The 16219-nt window shown below is 65.4% G+C and carries 15 protein-coding genes; 13 read left to right on the top strand and 2 right to left on the bottom strand.

Annotated elements, in window-relative coordinates; translation table 11 throughout:
- Window positions 1–220 precede the first annotated feature (220 nt).
- From QX132_RS00670 to QX132_RS00630, 9 genes are all read left to right on the top strand, one after another.
- A complete protein-coding gene (locus QX132_RS00670; RefSeq protein WP_315755576.1) occupies window positions 221–886 on the top strand; it encodes an FMN-binding negative transcriptional regulator in 666 nt (221 codons plus the stop codon).
- Window positions 883–1875: an N-acetyl-gamma-glutamyl-phosphate reductase gene (gene argC / locus QX132_RS00665; RefSeq protein WP_316159844.1), complete on the top strand. Its 993-nt coding sequence runs from the start codon at window positions 883–885 to the stop codon at window positions 1873–1875. The genes QX132_RS00670 and argC overlap by 4 nt, the downstream gene beginning before the upstream one ends.
- 117 nt (window positions 1876–1992) lie before the next feature.
- Window positions 1993–3219 carry a threonine ammonia-lyase gene (locus QX132_RS00660; RefSeq protein ID WP_315798548.1) on the top strand — a complete coding sequence of 409 codons (1227 nt, stop codon included), beginning with the start codon at window positions 1993–1995 and terminating at the stop codon, window positions 3217–3219.
- 247 nt (window positions 3220–3466) lie between these two features.
- The gene (locus QX132_RS00655; protein WP_316159843.1) at window positions 3467–4726 is read left to right on the top strand and encodes an extracellular solute-binding protein; all 1260 of its coding nucleotides are present in this window, start codon (window positions 3467–3469) and stop codon (window positions 4724–4726) included.
- A gap of 1 nt (window position 4727) precedes the next feature.
- Window positions 4728–5669, top strand: coding sequence for a sugar ABC transporter permease (locus tag QX132_RS00650; RefSeq protein ID WP_315780625.1), 942 nt, complete (start codon window positions 4728–4730; stop codon window positions 5667–5669).
- On the top strand, window positions 5662–6510 hold the full coding sequence (locus tag QX132_RS00645) for a carbohydrate ABC transporter permease (protein ID WP_315798550.1): 849 nt from the start codon (window positions 5662–5664) through the stop codon (window positions 6508–6510). The genes QX132_RS00650 and QX132_RS00645 overlap by 8 nt, the downstream gene beginning before the upstream one ends.
- 22 nt (window positions 6511–6532) lie before the next feature.
- Window positions 6533–7630, top strand: coding sequence for a Gfo/Idh/MocA family oxidoreductase (locus QX132_RS00640; protein WP_316159842.1), 1098 nt, complete (start codon window positions 6533–6535; stop codon window positions 7628–7630).
- Between the two features lie 10 nt (window positions 7631–7640).
- On the top strand, window positions 7641–8285 hold the full coding sequence (locus tag QX132_RS00635; RefSeq protein WP_315712128.1) for a ThuA domain-containing protein: 645 nt from the start codon (window positions 7641–7643) through the stop codon (window positions 8283–8285).
- Window positions 8282–9331: a LacI family DNA-binding transcriptional regulator gene (locus QX132_RS00630; RefSeq protein ID WP_315811095.1), complete on the top strand. Its 1050-nt coding sequence runs from the start codon at window positions 8282–8284 to the stop codon at window positions 9329–9331. Before QX132_RS00635 ends, QX132_RS00630 begins: the two co-directional genes overlap by 4 nt.
- Window positions 9332–9340: 9 nt before the next feature.
- On the opposite strand, the gene QX132_RS00625 is transcribed toward QX132_RS00630, so the two are convergent.
- Window positions 9341–9739: an MAPEG family protein gene (locus QX132_RS00625; protein ID WP_315737826.1), complete on the bottom strand. Its 399-nt coding sequence runs from the start codon at window positions 9737–9739 to the stop codon at window positions 9341–9343.
- 73 nt (window positions 9740–9812) lie between these two features.
- On the bottom strand, window positions 9813–11618 hold the full coding sequence (locus tag QX132_RS00620; protein ID WP_316159841.1) for a class I poly(R)-hydroxyalkanoic acid synthase: 1806 nt from the start codon (window positions 11616–11618) through the stop codon (window positions 9813–9815).
- A gap of 369 nt (window positions 11619–11987) precedes the next feature.
- Here QX132_RS00620 and QX132_RS33005 point away from each other — a divergent pair, with 369 nt between their 5' ends.
- The 4 genes from QX132_RS33005 (at window position 11988) to glpX (ending at window position 16197) form a co-directional block, all read left to right on the top strand.
- Window positions 11988–12176 (top strand): hypothetical protein, encoded by a 189-nt coding sequence (locus tag QX132_RS33005; protein ID WP_409997747.1) that lies wholly within the window; start codon window positions 11988–11990, stop codon window positions 12174–12176.
- 234 nt (window positions 12177–12410) lie between these two features.
- Window positions 12411–13631, top strand: coding sequence for an LL-diaminopimelate aminotransferase (locus tag QX132_RS00610; protein ID WP_315737828.1), 1221 nt, complete (start codon window positions 12411–12413; stop codon window positions 13629–13631).
- Window positions 13632–13670: 39 nt separating this feature from the next.
- Window positions 13671–14990, top strand: a complete 1320-nt coding sequence (locus QX132_RS00605) for a homoserine dehydrogenase (protein ID WP_315737829.1) — start codon at window positions 13671–13673, stop codon at window positions 14988–14990.
- Window positions 14991–15195: 205 nt separating this feature from the next.
- Window positions 15196–16197 (top strand): class II fructose-bisphosphatase, encoded by a 1002-nt coding sequence (gene glpX / locus QX132_RS00600; RefSeq protein WP_315737830.1) that lies wholly within the window; start codon window positions 15196–15198, stop codon window positions 16195–16197.
- Window positions 16198–16219: the final 22 nt, after the last annotated feature.

Here is a 16219-nt window from a genome sequence, read left to right as displayed (position 1 = left end):
CTTGCGAGCTTGACGCAGGAACCCGGCGGCCTTATAGGCCTGCCCCCATGATCAACGCAGCGACCAACATGATCGCCGAAATGCGCCGTCGTACCCCCGCGGTACGGGCGATGATCTGCGTCTAGATCACAGCCCCTGCCGCCGGATCCGAATCCCGCGGCAGACTTTCTCCTTGCAGCGCGATTGATCAGGCGGCTCCTTCGTCCAGCAGGAGTTTCCGATGTACACGCCACCACCCTTCAAGCCCGATCGCGCCGCGAGCCTCGGCTTTGCAGACGCGCGCGGCTTCGGCACGGTGTGCGCGTCGGACGGCACCAAGCCGATCGCGTCCTCCGTGCCGTTTCATCTCGGGGCGCTCAACGACGGCACGCCGCAGGCGTTCTTCCACGTCGCCCGCGGCAATCCGCTGGCGAAGCTCGCCGACGGCGCGACGCCGTGGCTGCTCGCCGTCAACGGCGCCGATGCCTATGTGTCGGCCGACTGGTACGTCTCGCCCGATCAGGTGCCGACCTGGCTTTATCAGGCAGTGCATCTGACCGGCCCGGCACGCATCCTGTCGGAGGCGGAGCTCGCAGAGCAGGTGGATGCGGTCAGTGCCAAGTTCGAGCAAAGGCTGTTGCCGAAAACGCCGTGGACCTCGGACAAGATGAGCGCTGGCCGGCTGGAGGCGATGCGCAAGGCGATCATCGGCATCGTGATGACGATCGACCAGGTCGAAGGCAGTTTCAAGCTCAACCAGCACAAGTCCGAAGCCGACTATGCGGCGGTCGCAACCCGGCTCGGCGAGCGGCCCGACATCGGCTCGCAACAGATATCGTCTCTCATGCGGCAGGCGCGGCCCCAGGCCTTTGCCGGCGAAACCCACCCCTCAAGGAGCGTGTCATGACCGTGATCGATAGCAACTTGCCGAAAGCTCACACCGCCTCCGGGGTTGCGGCGCGCGCCGTGTTCGTCGACGGCGGCTCGGGCACGACCGGCTTGGGAATCGCCGAGCGGCTCCGGCACCAGCCGGACATCGTCGTGAAGACGATCGCCGAGGACAAGCGCAAGGATCCAGCGGCCAAGCGGGCGCTGATGGCGGAGGTCGATCTCGTCATCCTCTGCCTGCCGGATGATGCGGCCAAGGAGACGGTGGCGCTGATCGACGGCATGGGAAATGCCGCGCCGAAGGTGCTGGACGCGTCGACCGCGTATCGGGTCGCGCCGGACTGGGCCTATGGCTTCCCCGAGCTCGCCGCCGACCAGGCCGACAAGATCCGGAATGCGCGCAAGGTCTCCAATCCCGGCTGTTATCCCACCGGCGGCATCGCGCTGCTGCGGCCGCTGGTCGATGCCGGACTGATGCCGCAGGACTATCCGGTCACGGTGAACGCGGTGAGCGGCTATTCCGGCGGCGGCAAGACGATGATCGCGGCCTTTGAGAACGGTACCGCGCCGAACTTCGAGCTGTACGGCCTCAGCCTCGAGCACAAGCATCTGCCCGAACTGCAGCTCTATTCGCGGCTGACCCGGCGGCCGATCTTCATTCCCTCGGTCGGCAACTACCGGCAGGGCATGCTGGTCTCCGTGCCGCTGCAGCTCGACACGCTGCCGGGCAAGCCGTCTGGCTCAGACCTGCAGGCCGTCCTGGCGAAGCACTATGCCGGCAGCAAATACGTTTCGGTGATGCCGCTTGATGGTGCGGCGGCCAAGAGCGGCCGGCTGGAGCCGGAGGCGCTCAACGAGACCAACAAGCTCGAGCTCTACGTCTTCGCCAGCGACAAGCATCACCAGGCGGTGCTGGTGGCGCGGCTCGACAATCTCGGCAAGGGCGCGTCGGGCGCGGCCGTGCAGAACATGCGGCTGATGCTCGGGCTGCCCGATCTCGGCAGCTGAGATCGATCTGGATCATCCGGTCGCGGAAGCGCCCGGCACGATCGGCAACATCATGCGCCGGCCGGCGTTCCGCCGGCCGCGCTGTGCAACGACGCACGCTGAGGAATGGGCAGACCCATGACCCCCACCGATCTGAATGCGCTGGCCGTCACCGTGAGCGATGTGCGAGCCGCCGCGGCGACCATCCACGGCGCCGTACTCGCGACCGCCTGCAACCAGAGCCGGACGCTCGGCGAGATCTGCGGATGCAACATCTGGCTGAAATTCGAGAACCTGCAGTTCACGTCCTCGTTCAAGGAGCGCGGCGCGCTGAACCGGCTGAATGCGCTGTCCGCCGAGCAGCGCGAACGCGGCGTGATCGCGATGTCGGCCGGCAACCACGCGCAGGGCGTCGCCTACAACGCGCGGCGTCTCGGCATTCCCGCGACCATCGTGATGCCGGTGGGCACGCCGATGGTGAAGGTGGAGAACACCAGGCGGCACGGCGCCGAGGTCGTGATTTCCGGCGCCACCTTGGAGGAGGCGGGCGCGTTCGCCAGGGAGCACGGCGCGGCTCACGGCATGACCATGATCCACCCTTACGACGATCCGCTGATCATCGCGGGGCAGGGCACGGTGGCGCTGGAGATGCTCGCGGTGGTCCCCGAGCTCGATACGCTCGTGGTGCCGATCGGCGGCGGCGGGCTGATCTCCGGCATGGCAGTCGCGGCGCGCGCGATCAAGCCGGGCTTGCGCATCGTCGGCGTTCAGGCCGAGCTCTATCCGTCGATGTACAACGCCATCCGCGGCAGTCAGCTGCCGATGCGCGGCGACACGCTCGCCGAGGGCATCGCGGTGAAATCGCCGGGCCGGATCACGACCGAGATCATCCGCCATCTCGTCGACGACATCCTGCTCGTCACCGAACCGCAGATCGAGCGGGCGCTCGCCACCCTGATCTCGATCGAGAAGACGGTCGTCGAAGGCGCCGGCGCGGCCGGTCTCGCTGCCGTGCTTGCGCACCCCGCGCAGTTTGCCGGATGCAATGTCGGGCTTGTGCTGAGCGGCGGCAACATCGACACCCGGCTGATCGCCTCGGTCCTCACCCGCGAACTGGCGCGCGAGGGGCGGCTGACGCAGCTGTCGATCGACATCGTCGATCGTCCCGGACAGCTTGCTGCCGTCTCCACATTGCTGGCGGACGCAGGCGCCAACATCATCGAGGTGTCGCACCAGCGCACGTTCTCCGACCTGCCGGCGAAGGCGACCTTGCTGGAGCTGGTGATCGAGACGCGCGACCAGGGGCATCTCAACGACGTGATGGCAAAACTGGTGGCCGCCGATTTCAAGGCGCGCTGCACCTGAGCGTCAGGCGATCTCCAGCAGATCCTTCGCGGTGCGGCAGACGTCCGCTCCGCATTTTCCAGGCGAAAGGCGCGTGCGGCTGCCCGCCGATTCTTGCTCAGCCCAATTAGCAATCTCTCTGTCTGCTCGTGAAGCTGTTCGCAAATGCGAACACGTTTGAGGTTTGCTCGGTCAGAATTTCAGTTGCGTACCTCAAAAAATGAGGACAGGATTACCGCAACAAAAAAGACGGTTGGGAGGATTTCTGATGAGACTGCTCGCGAAGCTGGGACTCGCCGCTGCCGCATGCCTGCTCTGGGCCAACGCCGCGAGCGCCGATACGACCGTGAAATGGCTGCATATCGAGGTCAATCCGGCCCAGGTGAAGATCTGGGAGGAGGTGGCCCGCGCCTATGAGGCGTCGCATCCGGGCGTCAAGATCGAGATGCAGTTCCTCGAGAACGAGGCCTACAAGGCCAAGCTGCCGACTATCCTGCAATCCAAGGACCGCCCGAACATCATCTACAGCTGGGCCGGCGGCGTTCTGAAGGCGCAGATCGAGGCTGGCGTGCTCGAGGACATCACTGAGCAGGTGAAAGGCTACAGCGACAGCGTGACTCCGGCGGCGCTCGCGGCATTCACCGACAGCGGCCACGTCTACGGCTTGCCGATCTCGCTGTCGCAGGTCGGCTTCGTCTGCAACAAGGAGCTGATGGCCAAGGCGAAGGTCGATCCCACGGCGATCAAGAGCTGGAACGATCTGCTGAGCGCCGTGAAGACGTTGAAGGCGGCCGGCGTGACCCCGATCGTGGTCGGCGGCGCCGACAAATGGCCGCTGCATTTCTACTGGACGCATCTTGCGGTGCGGATCGGCGGTAAGCCGGCATTCGACGCGGCGCTGCGTGGCGAGAATGGCGGCTTTGCCGGCGACACCTTCGTCAAATCAGGCGAGCTGTTCAAGCAGCTCGTCGATTTGCAGCCGTTCCAGAACGGCTTTCTTGGCTTCAAGAATCCGCAGGCGGTCGGTTATTTCGGCGATGGCAAGGCGGCGATGACGCTCGCGATCAGCTCCGTCTACAATCTCCAGCGGGCGCTCGCCGCCGACAAGGTCGGCTTGAGCGAAGACAAGATCTGCTGGTTCGATTTTCCGGTTGTGCAAGGCGGCAAGGGGGCGCCGACGGATACGCTCGGCGGCATCACCGGCTGGCTGGTCACCAAGGGCTCGCCGAAGGAAGCGGTCGATTTCCTGAAGTACTTCATCTCGAAAGATGTGCAGACACGGCTGGCGGCAGGGAATTTCATCATCCCGGTGGTGCAGGGCGCTGAAGCCGGCCTCAACAACTCCTTCATGAAGCGGATCGCGTCCAATCTGGCGAAGTCGAACTATCACCAGAACTTTTATGACCAGAGCCTCGGCCCCTCGGTCGGTCGCGTCGTCAACGACGTCTCCGCGGAGATCGCGGGTGGCAGCATGAGCCCGCAGGACGCCGCCAAGGCGATCGAGGCGGCGCGGAAGCAGGGCAACTGACGTGGCAAGGCCATTCGCGGGCTCGCCGGCGATGGATGTGTCGCCGGCATCGCTCTCGTCTCGCGCGGTGCGTGGCCCGAGCTGGGACGGCCGCTTCACCGTCCTGATCCTGTTCTTGCCGCCGGCGCTGCTGCTGTTCACGCTGTTCGTGGTGCTGCCGATCGGCGAGGCCGCCTGGTACTCGGGCTTCAACTGGAATGGGTTCGGCAGGCCGACCCATTGGATCGGCTTTGACAACTATCGTTTCGTGCTGGAGACACGGGCGTTCTGGCTCGCGCTTCGCAACAATGGTCTGATCGTCGCGGTCTCGCTCTGTGTCCAGCTACCGCTTGCGCTGACGCTGGCCTTGATGCTTGCGGAGCGGTTCCGCGGCGCAGTGGCGCTGCGGATGCTGTTCTTCATGCCCTATATCCTCGCCGAGATCGCGACCGGGCTGATCTTCAGCTTCGTCTATGACGGCGATTACGGCCTGGTCGCCTCGATCTGGCGCAGCTTTGGCGCCGACCCGCCGCATCTCCTGGCCTCGACCGACACGGCGATGCTGGCAGTGCTGATCGTGATCGTCTGGAAGTATTTCGGCTTCCACATGATGCTGTTCATCGCCGCGCTCCAGAGCATCGACAAGAGCCTGATCGAGGCCGCCCGGATCGACGGCGCGACGCGGTCGCAGAGCCTGCGCCACGTCGTCATTCCCTTGCTCCATCCGACGATCCGGCTCTCGGTGTTCTTCGCCATTGTCGGCTCGCTGCAGCTGTTCGACCTGGTCATGCCGCTGACGCGCGGAGGGCCCGCCGACTCCTCGAATACGATGGTGAGCTTTCTCTACAACAACGGCATCTCCCGCATGCGGGTCGGCTACGGCAGCGCCATCGGCGTCATCCTGTTCGTGATCTGCGTGACCTTTGCCTTCACCTACAAACGATGGTTCATGCGCGATGAATAGTGCCGAGGCCACCAGGGCGCCGTTCGATCCTGCCGTGCTGTTCAAGGCAGCGTTCCTCGCCATCGTCGCCATCTTCGTGCTGGTGCCGCTGCTTGCGACGCTGCTCGGTGGCTTCAAGTCGCTCGGGGAGCTGCGCGTCAACCCGTTCGGCCTGCCACAGCATTGGGAGTGGCAGAACTATGCCGACATCCTGTTCTCCGGGCGCTACTGGCAGCTGCTGCGCAATTCGCTGATCATCTCGACGTTGACGGTCGTCCTGACTCTTATCGTCGCCTCGATGGCGGCCTTCACCTTTGCCCATGTCCGATTCTACGGCAGCTCGATGCTGCTGAGCTATTTGACGCTCGGCCTGCTGTTTCCGGCGGCGACCGCGGTGTTGCCGCTGTTCATCAAGGTGCGCGATCTCGGGCTGCTCGACACCTATTTCGGCGTCGCACTGCCGCAGGTCGCCTTCAGCCTCGCCATGAGCGTGCTGCTGCTGCGCCGCTTCTTCAAGGACATCCCCTACGAGCTGCTCGAGGCCGCGCTGGTCGACGGCTGCAGCTATATCAAATTCTTCCGCTACGTGACGTTGCCATTGTCGCGCCCGATCCTGGCGACGGTCGGCACCATCACCTTCGTCAACAGCTGGAACGCCTATCTGCTGCCGCTCGTGATGCTCAACACCGATGCGCTGTATCCATGGCCGCTCGGCATCATGGTCTATCAGGGCGAGTATTCGTCCGAGTGGCACCTGATCCTCGCCTTCATCACCCTGACCATCCTGCCGACGATCATCCTCTTCCTCCTGGCGCAGAAGCACATCGTCGCCGGCCTGACATCGGGCGCGGTCAAGGGATGAACGGGACCTCACGGAGACCACAATGAGAAAAGTCGGCATCGGCATCATCGGCTGCGGCAACATCAGCACCGCCTATCTGAAGGCGGCCGAGCGCTTCCCCGTTCTGGACATCAAGGCGCTCGCCGACATGCGCAGCGACGCAGCCGAGCGACAGGGCGCAGCCTTCGGCCTGCCGGCGATGCGGGTCGATCAATTGCTGAAGCGCGATGACGTCGAGATCGTCATCAATCTCACCGTGCCGCTCGCCCATACCGACGTCAGTCTCGCCGTGCTGAATGCCGGCAAGCACGTGCATTCCGAGAAGCCGCTCGGAATCGACGTCGCGGAAGCCCGCAAGGTGATCGAGCTTGCCGCGCAGAAGAATCTGCGGGTCGGCTGCGCGCCCGACACGTTCCTTGGCGGCGGCCACCAGACCGCGCGCAAGCTGATCGACGACGGCGCGATCGGCACGCCTGTCGCGGGCAGCGCGTTCTTCGGCTGTCCCGGCCATGAGCGCTGGCATCCGGCGCCGGGCTTCTATTACCTGCGCGGCGGCGGGCCGATGCTCGACATGGGCCCGTACTACATCACCGATCTCGTGCAACTGCTCGGCCCGGTCGCGAGCGTCATGGGCTCCACGGCGCGCCCGCGATCAGAGCGCCTTGTCACCAGCCAACCGATGAACGGCACACTGATCCCGGTCGAGGTCGCGACCCACGTCGCGGGCACGCTGGAGTTCGAGAGCGGGGCGGTGGTCTCGGTCACGATGAGCTTCGACGTTCCGAAGCACCGGCACGCGCCCATCGAGATCTATGGCGCCGAGGGTAGCATGCTGGTGCCGGACCCCAACCGCTTCGGTGGAGAGGTCCAGGTCGCCAAGACCGGCGGCGACTGGCAGACGATGCCGTTGACGCATGGTCACGTCGACGGCGAGTTCCGCTCCATCGGCGTGGCCGATATGGCGACCGCGATCCTGAACGACCGGCCGCATCGGGCTAGCGGTGCGCTCGCCTTCCACGTGCTGGAGGTCATGGAGGCGTTCCAGACCTCCGCAAACGAAGGCCGGCGGGTCAGGATCGAGAGCCGCGTGGAGCGGCCGGCGATGTTGCCTGTTGGACGCGACACCGGACAGATCGACTGAGGACAGAGACATGCGCAAGGCAATGATTGTATGGGGCGGCTGGCCAGGACATGACCCCGATCTGTGCGCCTCGATGATCCGCGGCTGGCTGAAGGCGGAAGGCTTCGAGGTGCGGATCGAGACCACAACGGCCGCGTTCGCAGATCCTGCGATCCACGATCTGTCGCTAATCATCCCGATCTACACGATGTCCAAGATCGAGAAGGCGGAAGCGCTCAATCTCTGCGCGGCGGTGCGCAGCGGGGTCGGGCTCGCCGGCCATCATGGCGGCATGTGCGATGCCTTCCGCGATTCGGTCGACTACCAGTTCCTGTGCGGCGGGCAATGGGTCGCCCATCCCGGCAACATCATCGACTACCGGGTCGACTTGACCAGGCCGGACGATCCCATCATGAAGGGCCTGACAAGTTTCGAGCACCGTTCCGAGCAGTATTACATGCATGTCGATCCGGCCAACGAGGTGTTGGCGACCACGACCTTCACCGGAGAGCACGCCCCATGGATCGAGGGGGTAGTGATGCCGGTGGTCTGGAAGAAGCGTTACGGCGCGGGCAGGGTGTTCTATTCCTCGCTCGGCCACCGTGCCTACGAGCTCGACGTGCCGGAGATCCGGACGTTGATGACCCGCGGCATGCTATGGGCGGCGCGCGAGTGACGGCTGACGCGAACCCGTTACCGGTCCGGGCCACGCTGGAGGACGTCGCGCGGACGGCGGGCGTGTCGCTCGCCACCGTCGACCGCGTCATCAACCGGCGCGAGGGCGTGCGTGCCAAGACCGTTGCCCGGGTGGAGGCCGCTGTTGCCAAGCTGGGCTATCGCGCCGACGTCGCAGCGGCACGGCTCGCGCGCGGGCAGAGCTTCCGCTTTGCCTTCGTGCTGCCGACCGGCGGCAACAGCTTCATGACCATCCTGACCGAGCAGGTCCAGCGCACGGCAGAGTGGCTGGCCGGCCAGCGCGGCTTCATCGATATCCTCCACGTCGACGTGTTCGATCCTGACGTGCTGGCCGGTGCGCTGGAGAACCTGTCGCCGGCCTATCAGGGCGTTGCGGTCATCGCGCTGGATCACCCCAGAGTGCGCGCCGCGATCGACGAGCTCACCGCGCGCGGCGTCGCGGTGGTGACCCTGGTCTCGGATGCCCCGAGCTCGCGCCGCCTGCACTATGTCGGCATCGACAACCCTGCCGCGGGACGGACGGCGGCCACGCTGATGGGGCGCTACCTCGGCGGCCGCGAGGGGACGGTTGCCGTGATCGCGGGATCATTGTCGCTGCGCGATCACGCCGAGCGGCAATTCGGCTTTCACCAGATCCTGTCCAGCGAGTACCCGAACCTGCTCGCGCTTCCGGCCATCGAGGGCCGCGATGAGAGCGAGCGCACTCGGGAGCTGACCGCGGCGCTGCTCGCCCGCCATCCGGATCTGCGCGGCATCTACTGCTGCGGCGCCGGCAACCGTGGCATCGCCGACGCGCTCGAGGCATCCGGCCGCGCCCGGGAGGTGGTCTGGATCACCCATGAGCTGACCCAGCACACGCGGCGGTTCCTGGTCCGCGGAACGCTGGACGCCATCATCAACCAGGACCCCGGCCACGAGGCGCGCTCGGCGGCGCGCATTCTGCTCGCGCACTGCTCGGGGGAGCCGATCAGTCCAGATCAGGAGCGCATCCGCATCGATATTTTTCTGCGGGACAATCTGCCCTAGCAGATCGGCCTAGAGCCAGCCGAAGATGGCGAGCGCCAGGATGGCCTGGGCGATGAAGCCGACCACGAACGCCAGCGTCCGGAACACGGGCAGGCCGATCGCGTAGACGATGACGTGGGCGACGCGCGACCAGAAATAGACGGCGCAGGCGAGCACGGTCCATTTGGTCGAATAGTCGATCGCGTTGAGGATCAGCACCAGCGGCGCGAAGATCACGAGGTTCTCGACCGCGTTGTCGTGCGCGAACATCAGCCGGGTCGCCCACGGCGCGTGCGGCTTGTCGTTGCGGGAAGGGTTGGCCATCGCGCCCGTGAGGCCGCGGACCTGGCAGCGGTTCAGGATGTAGGGAACCCACAGCAGGCCGGTCAGAATGACCGTGAGCGTCAGCCAGAACAGTTCGCGCGTCATCGAGATCCCCTCAACTGATTCCCGTCTCGTCCCGGCGGGACGGAGCGGTTATAGTCAATCGCGGCGGATCACGCTATGCGCGGACGCGGACATAGGAGCCCGGCGCATCCTCGAGCGGTGGATAGGCCTCGCTGCCGACGCCGCGCGCGGGAACCTCTTCCGGATCGAGCTGGCTCAGCCATTCGCGCCAGTCCGGCCACCAGGAGCCCTTGTGCTCCTGCGCGCCCTTGATCCAGTCCTTCAGCGAGATGTCGTGGATCTGGTCGTTGGTCCAGTACTGATACTTGCCGGAGGAGGGCGGGTTGACGACGCCGGCGATGTGGCCGGAGCCCGACAGCACGTACTTCACCGGCCCGCCGAAGAATTGCGAGCCGTACAGCACGGAGTCGGCCGGCGCGATGTGGTCCTCGCGGGTGGCGAGGTTGTAGACCGGCACCTTCACCTTGGAGAGATCCAGCAGCGTATTGTCGAGCACCATGGTGCCCGAGGTCAGCCGGTTCTCGAGGTAGCAGTTGCGCAGGTAGTAGGAATGGTTCGCCGCCGACATCCGCGTGGCGTCCGAGTTCCAGTGCAGCAGGTCGAACGCCTGCGGCGGTTGGCCCTTGAGGTAGTTGTTGATGACATAGGACCAGATCAGGTCGTTCGAGCGCAGCATGTTGAAGGCCATCGCCATCTTGCTGCCCTCGAGCACGCCCGACGCCTGCATGTCGCGCTCCAGCGCCGAGATCTGGGTTTCGTCGACGAACACCAGCAGATCGCCGGCATGGGTGAAGTCGACCTGCGCCGCGAGGAAGGTCGCCGAGGTCACGCGCTGGCGGCGTTTGTCGGCGAGCCAGGCCAGCGTGGTCGCGAGCATGGTGCCGCCGACGCAATAGCCGAGCGTGTGCACCTTCATCTCACCGGTCACCTTCTCGATGACGTCCATCGCGGTGAGCGGGCCTTCCTTCATGTAATCATCCCAGGTCTTGGTCCCGAGCTTTTTGTCGGGATTGACCCAGGAGACCACGAACACCGTGAGGCCCTGATCGACGCACCATTTGATGAAGGATTTCTCGGGGCGCAGATCGAGGATGTAGAACTTGTTGATCCAGGGCGGCACGATCAGCAGTGGCGTGCGCAGCACGGTCTCCGTCGACGGCGCATATTGGATCAGCTGCATCATCTCGTTCTGGAAGATCACCTTGCCCGGCGTCGTCGCCATGTTGACGCCGACCTCGAGATTGCCCGGGTCGGACTGGCGGATCTTCAGCGAACCCTTGCCGGCTTCGATGTCCTCTGCGAGCATCTGCATGCCGCGCACCAGATTGTCGCCGCTCGACGTCACCGTCTGCCGCAGCACCTCCGGATTGGTCAGGACGAAATTCGAGGGCGCCAGCGCATTGGTGATCTGGTTGACGTAGAACTCGGCCTTCTTGCGCGTGTGCGGATCGAGGCCTTCGGCATTGTGGACCAGGTCCTGGGCCCACTGCGTCGTCAGCAGATAGGCCTGCATCACGAAATCGAAGAACTGGTTCGACTTCCATTCCGGATCGGCGAAGCGCTTGTCGCGCGGGGAGGGCGAAATGGCCGGGGGTGCGTCTTCGCCGGCGAGACGGCGCGAGGCCGAGCCCCACAAATCGAGATAGCCCTTGGCGATCTTGGTCTGGATGTCGCTGGCGCGCTCCTTGTCCGACAGCCAGTAGTCGGCGACGGCGGTGAAGGATTTGACGACCTCGGTCAATTCGGTCGGTGGCCGGTCCTGAACTTCGCCTGTCTCGCGCGGCTTCAGATAGGCCGAGAGCGCCTTGCCGCTGCTTTCCATGGCTTTCGCGATGTTCATCGCGAACGCTTCCGCATCGAATGTTTTTTCTGGATTGCTGCTGTTCTGAACGTCGGTCATGGCTCAATCACACTATCGCGTCGGGACCGTCTCGTCACCGCGCGAGATCAATAATCCGCGAGTTTGCGACAAATTCGATTTCTGATTGTTGCGTTGCGAAAAAATCTCTCGCTTCCGACATGTTGATCACGTAGCTGGATGAAATTCCTGTTCAAGCCGGTAACGTTTCGAGTGACAATTGGTTGTACTGCGGCAAAATGCGCCGCGCCGCGGTCGGACTGGGGACCGTTGACTGGAAGTTGGGGACCGAGGGACGTGCGCGTGGGGACGCAGGGGCGAGGCTGGAGGTCGGGACGGCGCGCCCTTGTTGCGGGGCTCGTTGTGTTCGGCGCGCTCGCGCTTGCCGGGTGCTCCAGTCCAATCGCGGACATGCCGTCGCTCGACGCGGATGCGGTCGCCCGACCCAAGGAGCCGGGCGGGTATCTGCCCGTCAACGACGTGCCGCGCGACCGCGATGCGCCGATCATTTCGCCGCAGGAGCGCGCCAAGATCGAAAAGGAGCTGCTCGCGGCGCGTGACCGCCAGGCTTCGGCGGGCACCACCACCAGGCCCAAATGATCGGCCAGGTGACCAAGGGCTGGGAGATCGGCCGCTCTGAGCGGCGTAATTGTCTGGCGTGGCGCGGCGGCCATGATAAAACACCGCCATCAACACCTCCGCGTGTCGTTGCCAGCCAAGCCGCGAGCCCGTGCTAAACTCCTGATCCAGCACCGGTTTCAATGCATGGCCCGCGTCGCCGCAGCGCCAGCTCTGCTGGCGAATCCGCCCCCGGTTGCCGGAGCCGAGAGACCCATGGAAGATTTCTATCGCATCCGCCGTCTGCCGCCTTACGTGTTCGAGCAGGTCAACCGGGCCAAGGCGGCCGCGCGGAACGCCGGGGCCGACATCATCGATCTCGGCATGGGCAATCCGGATCTGCCGGCGCCGCCGCACGTGCTGGAGAAGCTCAAGGAGACCCTGGGCAAGCCGCGCACCGACCGCTATTCGGCCTCGCGCGGCATCGTCGGACTGCGCCGGGCGCAGGCCGCCTATTACGATCGCCGTTTCGGGGTGAAGCTCAATCCCGACACCCAGATCGTGGCGACGCTCGGCTCCAAGGAAGGCTTTGCCAACGTGGCGCAGGCGATCACCGCGCCGGGCGACGTCATTCTCTGTCCCAATCCGAGCTATCCGATCCACGCCTTTGGCTTCCTGATGGCGGGCGGCGTGATCCGCTCGGTGCCGTCGGAACCGACGCCGCAGTTCTTCGAGGCGGCCGAGCGTGCGATCATTCACTCGATTCCGAAGCCGCTCGCGCTGATCGTCTGCTATCCGAGCAACCCGACTGCCTATGTCGCGAGCCTCGACTTCTATCGCGACCTCGTCGCATTCGCGAAGAAGCACGAGATCCTGATCCTGTCGGATCTCGCTTATGCCGAGGTGTATTTCGACGACAAGAACCCGCCGCCGTCGGTGCTGCAGGTGCCTGGCGCGATGGATGTCGCGGTCGAGTTCACCTCGATGTCGAAGACCTATTCGATGGCCGGCTGGCGCATGGGCTTTGCCGTCGGCAACGAGCGCATCATCGCAGCGCTCGCCCGCGTGAAATCGTATCTCGACTACGGCGCGTTCACCCCGGTGCAGGTCGCGGCCACGGCTGCCCTGAACGGTCCCGACGACTGCATCCGCGAGATGCGCGACGTCTATCGCAAGCGCCGCGACACGCTGGTCGAGGCGTTCGGCCGGGCCGGCTGGGAGATCCCGTCGCCTGAGGCCTCGATGTTCGCCTGGGCGCCTTTGCCGGAGAAGTTCAAGAGCCTCGGCAGCATGCAGTTCGCGACGCTCATGGTCGAGAAGTCCGGCGTGGCGGTGTCGCCGGGCGTCGGCTTCGGCGAGCATGGCGAGGGCTATGTCCGCATCGCGATGGTCGAGAACGAGCAGCGCATCCGGCAGGCCGCGCGCGGCGTCCGCCGCTTCCTTGAAAGCGGGATCGAAACGTTGCACAACGTCGTTCCCATCGCCAACCGGCGTTGAACCCTCCCGTATTTTCCTTTCGACAGGTTCTTTGATTCCATGGTCGCACCCCTGAGAGTGGGCATCGCGGGCCTCGGCACCGTGGGTGTCGAGGTCGTTCGTCTCATCGAGCGTCAGGGGCGCGTGCTCACCGAGCGGACGGGACGCCCGGTGAAGGTCGTTGCCGTGACGGCGCGGTCGAAGGCCAAGAAGCGCGGCATCGATCTGTCCGGGATCAAATGGGCCAAGGATCCGATCGCACTGGCTGGTGATCCCGAAATCGACTGCCTGGTCGAGCTGATGGGGGGCGCGGGTGATCCCGCGCTGTCGGCGATCGACACCGCGCTCAAGGCCGGCAAGTCGGTGGTGACCGCCAACAAGGCACTGATTGCGAAGCATGGCCTGAAGCTCGCCAAGGCGGCCGAGAAGCATGGTGGCGCGCTGAACTTCGAAGCGGCCGTCGGTGCCGCCATTCCGGTGATCAAGACCCTGCGCGAGGGGCTTGCCGGCACCGGCATCAACCGCGTCTATGGAATCCTGAATGGCACCTGCAACTACATCCTGACGCGGATGGAGCAGGAGGGGCTGTCGTTCGACGAGTGCCTCAAGGATGCCCAGCGCCTGGGCTATGCCGAGGCTGACCCGTCTTTCGACATCCACGGCCATGACACCGCACAGAAGCTTGCGATTCTCGCGAGCCTCGCCTTCGGCACCCAGGTGGCGCAGAACTCCGTCTATGTCGAAGGCATCTCCTCGATCGCGCCGGAGGACCTGCGCGCGGCCGCCGAGCTCGGCTACCGCGTCAAGCTGCTTGGCGTTGCCGTGCGCACCGCCAAGGGCATCGAGCAGCGGGTGCATCCGACGATGGTGCCGAAATCCTCCTCGATCGCCCAGGTCATGGGCGTGACCAACGCGGTCACGATCGACGGCGACGGTATCCCGCCGATCACGCTGGTCGGTCCGGGAGCAGGGGGCGCCGCCACGGCCTCCGCGGTCGTCGCCGACATCGCCGATGTCGCGCGCGGTATCCGCGCGGCGCCGTTCGGACGGCCGGTCGATAAGCTGCAGGCGACCGAGAAGGCCCCGATGGAGCGGCACGAGGGCGGCTACTACATCCGCCTGATGGCGCGCGACCATGCCGGCACGGCAGCGACCATCGCGACCCGGCTCGCCGAGCAGAAGATCTCGATCGAATCGATCGTGCAGCGGCATCCCAACGGCAGCGAGCCGGCGAAGACCGCCGGCAAGTCCGCGCCGGTCCCGGTGATCCTGATCACCTACGCGACCCACGAGGACGCCGTGCATCGCGCGCTCCAGGCGGTGCAGCGCGACAAGGTCATCAGCGGCAAGCCCCAGGTGATCCGGATCGAGAAGAACTAGCGCATGATGCACAGGGAACCGCTTGTCCCTGCTCAAACAAACGCGTGGCGTTTGGTATAGGTTCATGCTCAAACCGGGAGAGTAGACAGGCGGGGAACGGCCATTCGTGCCGACCGCCTGACCCGGCTGCCGCCCAGGGGGGGCGGCGTGCGAGCGGTAGATTTTGATGGCGGATGTCCGCCGTGACGTCTTGAGGAGTTGACCGATGTCGACGCAGATTTCTGTCCCGCAACAATTGCTGCTCGAGCGCATCCTGACGCTGGAGCTGGTGCGCGTGACCGAACGGGCGGCGGTGTCGGCGGCGCGGCTGCGCGGCCACGGCCAGGAGAAGCCGGCCGACCAGGCCGCCGTGGATGCGATGCGCCGCGAGCTCAACAAGCTGCCGATCGAAGGCACGGTCGTGATCGGCGAGGGTGAGCGCGACGAGGCGCCGATGCTCTATATCGGCGAGAAGGTCGGCCTCAATGCCGGCCCCAGGGTCGACATCGCGGTCGACCCGCTCGAGGGCACCACCCTGTGCGCCAAGAACATGCCCGGCGCGATCGCGACCATGGCGATGGCCGATGGCGGCACGCTCCTCCATGCTCCCGACGTCTACATGCAGAAGATCGCGGTCGGCCCGGGCTACGCCAAGGGCGTGGTCGACATCGACGCGACGCCTGCCGACAACGTCCGCCGGCTCGCCAAGGCCAAGGGCGTCGAGCCGGGCGCGATCACGGTGCTGGTGCTGGACCGCCCGCGCCATGCCGATATCATCCAGGGCGTGCGCTCGACCGGCGCCGCCGTGCGCCTGATCACTGACGGCGACGTCGCCGGCGTGATCCACTGCGCCGATCCCGACAACACCGGCGTCGACATGTATCTCGGCACCGGCGGCGCGCCGGAGGGCGTGCTGGCCGCGGTAGCGCTGCGCTGCATCGGCGGCCAGATGCAGTGCCGCCTGATCCTCGACACCGAGGAGAAGCGCGAGCGCGCCCACAAGATGGGCGTCGGTGATCCCAAGATGATCTACGGCATCGAGGACATGGCCCGCGGCGACTGTCTGTTCGCGGCCACCGGCGTCACCACCGGCTCGCTGCTCTCCGGCGTCAAGTTCCGCAAGGACGGCGTCATCGAGACCGAGACCGTCGTGATGCGCTCGGTCACCGGCACGGTGCGCTACATCCGCGCCGAGCACCGCCAGCTGGCGAAATTCCACCTCGACTGATCCAGCACAGTCGTACCGGGGC

The organism is Bradyrhizobium sp. SZCCHNRI20481, from assembly GCF_032485055.1.
Lineage (GTDB): Bacteria > Pseudomonadota > Alphaproteobacteria > Rhizobiales > Xanthobacteraceae > Bradyrhizobium.
Note: the sequence above shows the minus strand (reverse complement) of the source record. Positions and strands in the feature narration are given on the sequence as shown.

Excerpts from the sequence above, each read along its gene's own strand:
- QX132_RS00605 (WP_315737829.1), top strand. The coding sequence starts at position 13,671 with ATGGTCGCACCCCTGAGAGTGGGCATCGCGGGCCTCGGCACCGTGGGT.
- glpX (WP_315737830.1), top strand. The coding sequence starts at position 15,196 with ATGTCGACGCAGATTTCTGTCCCGCAACAATTGCTGCTCGAGCGCATC.
- argC (WP_316159844.1), top strand. The coding sequence starts at position 883 with ATGACCGTGATCGATAGCAACTTGCCGAAAGCTCACACCGCCTCCGGG.
- QX132_RS33005 (WP_409997747.1), top strand. The coding sequence starts at position 11,988 with ATGCCGTCGCTCGACGCGGATGCGGTCGCCCGACCCAAGGAGCCGGGC.
- QX132_RS00625 (WP_315737826.1), bottom strand. The coding sequence starts at position 9,739 with ATGACGCGCGAACTGTTCTGGCTGACGCTCACGGTCATTCTGACCGGC.
- QX132_RS00670 (WP_315755576.1), top strand. The coding sequence starts at position 221 with ATGTACACGCCACCACCCTTCAAGCCCGATCGCGCCGCGAGCCTCGGC.
- QX132_RS00610 (WP_315737828.1), top strand. The coding sequence starts at position 12,411 with ATGGAAGATTTCTATCGCATCCGCCGTCTGCCGCCTTACGTGTTCGAG.
- QX132_RS00620 (WP_316159841.1), bottom strand. The coding sequence starts at position 11,618 with ATGACCGACGTTCAGAACAGCAGCAATCCAGAAAAAACATTCGATGCG.
- QX132_RS00640 (WP_316159842.1), top strand. The coding sequence starts at position 6,533 with ATGAGAAAAGTCGGCATCGGCATCATCGGCTGCGGCAACATCAGCACC.
- QX132_RS00635 (WP_315712128.1), top strand. The coding sequence starts at position 7,641 with ATGCGCAAGGCAATGATTGTATGGGGCGGCTGGCCAGGACATGACCCC.
- QX132_RS00645 (WP_315798550.1), top strand. The coding sequence starts at position 5,662 with ATGAATAGTGCCGAGGCCACCAGGGCGCCGTTCGATCCTGCCGTGCTG.
- QX132_RS00655 (WP_316159843.1), top strand. The coding sequence starts at position 3,467 with ATGAGACTGCTCGCGAAGCTGGGACTCGCCGCTGCCGCATGCCTGCTC.
- QX132_RS00660 (WP_315798548.1), top strand. The coding sequence starts at position 1,993 with ATGACCCCCACCGATCTGAATGCGCTGGCCGTCACCGTGAGCGATGTG.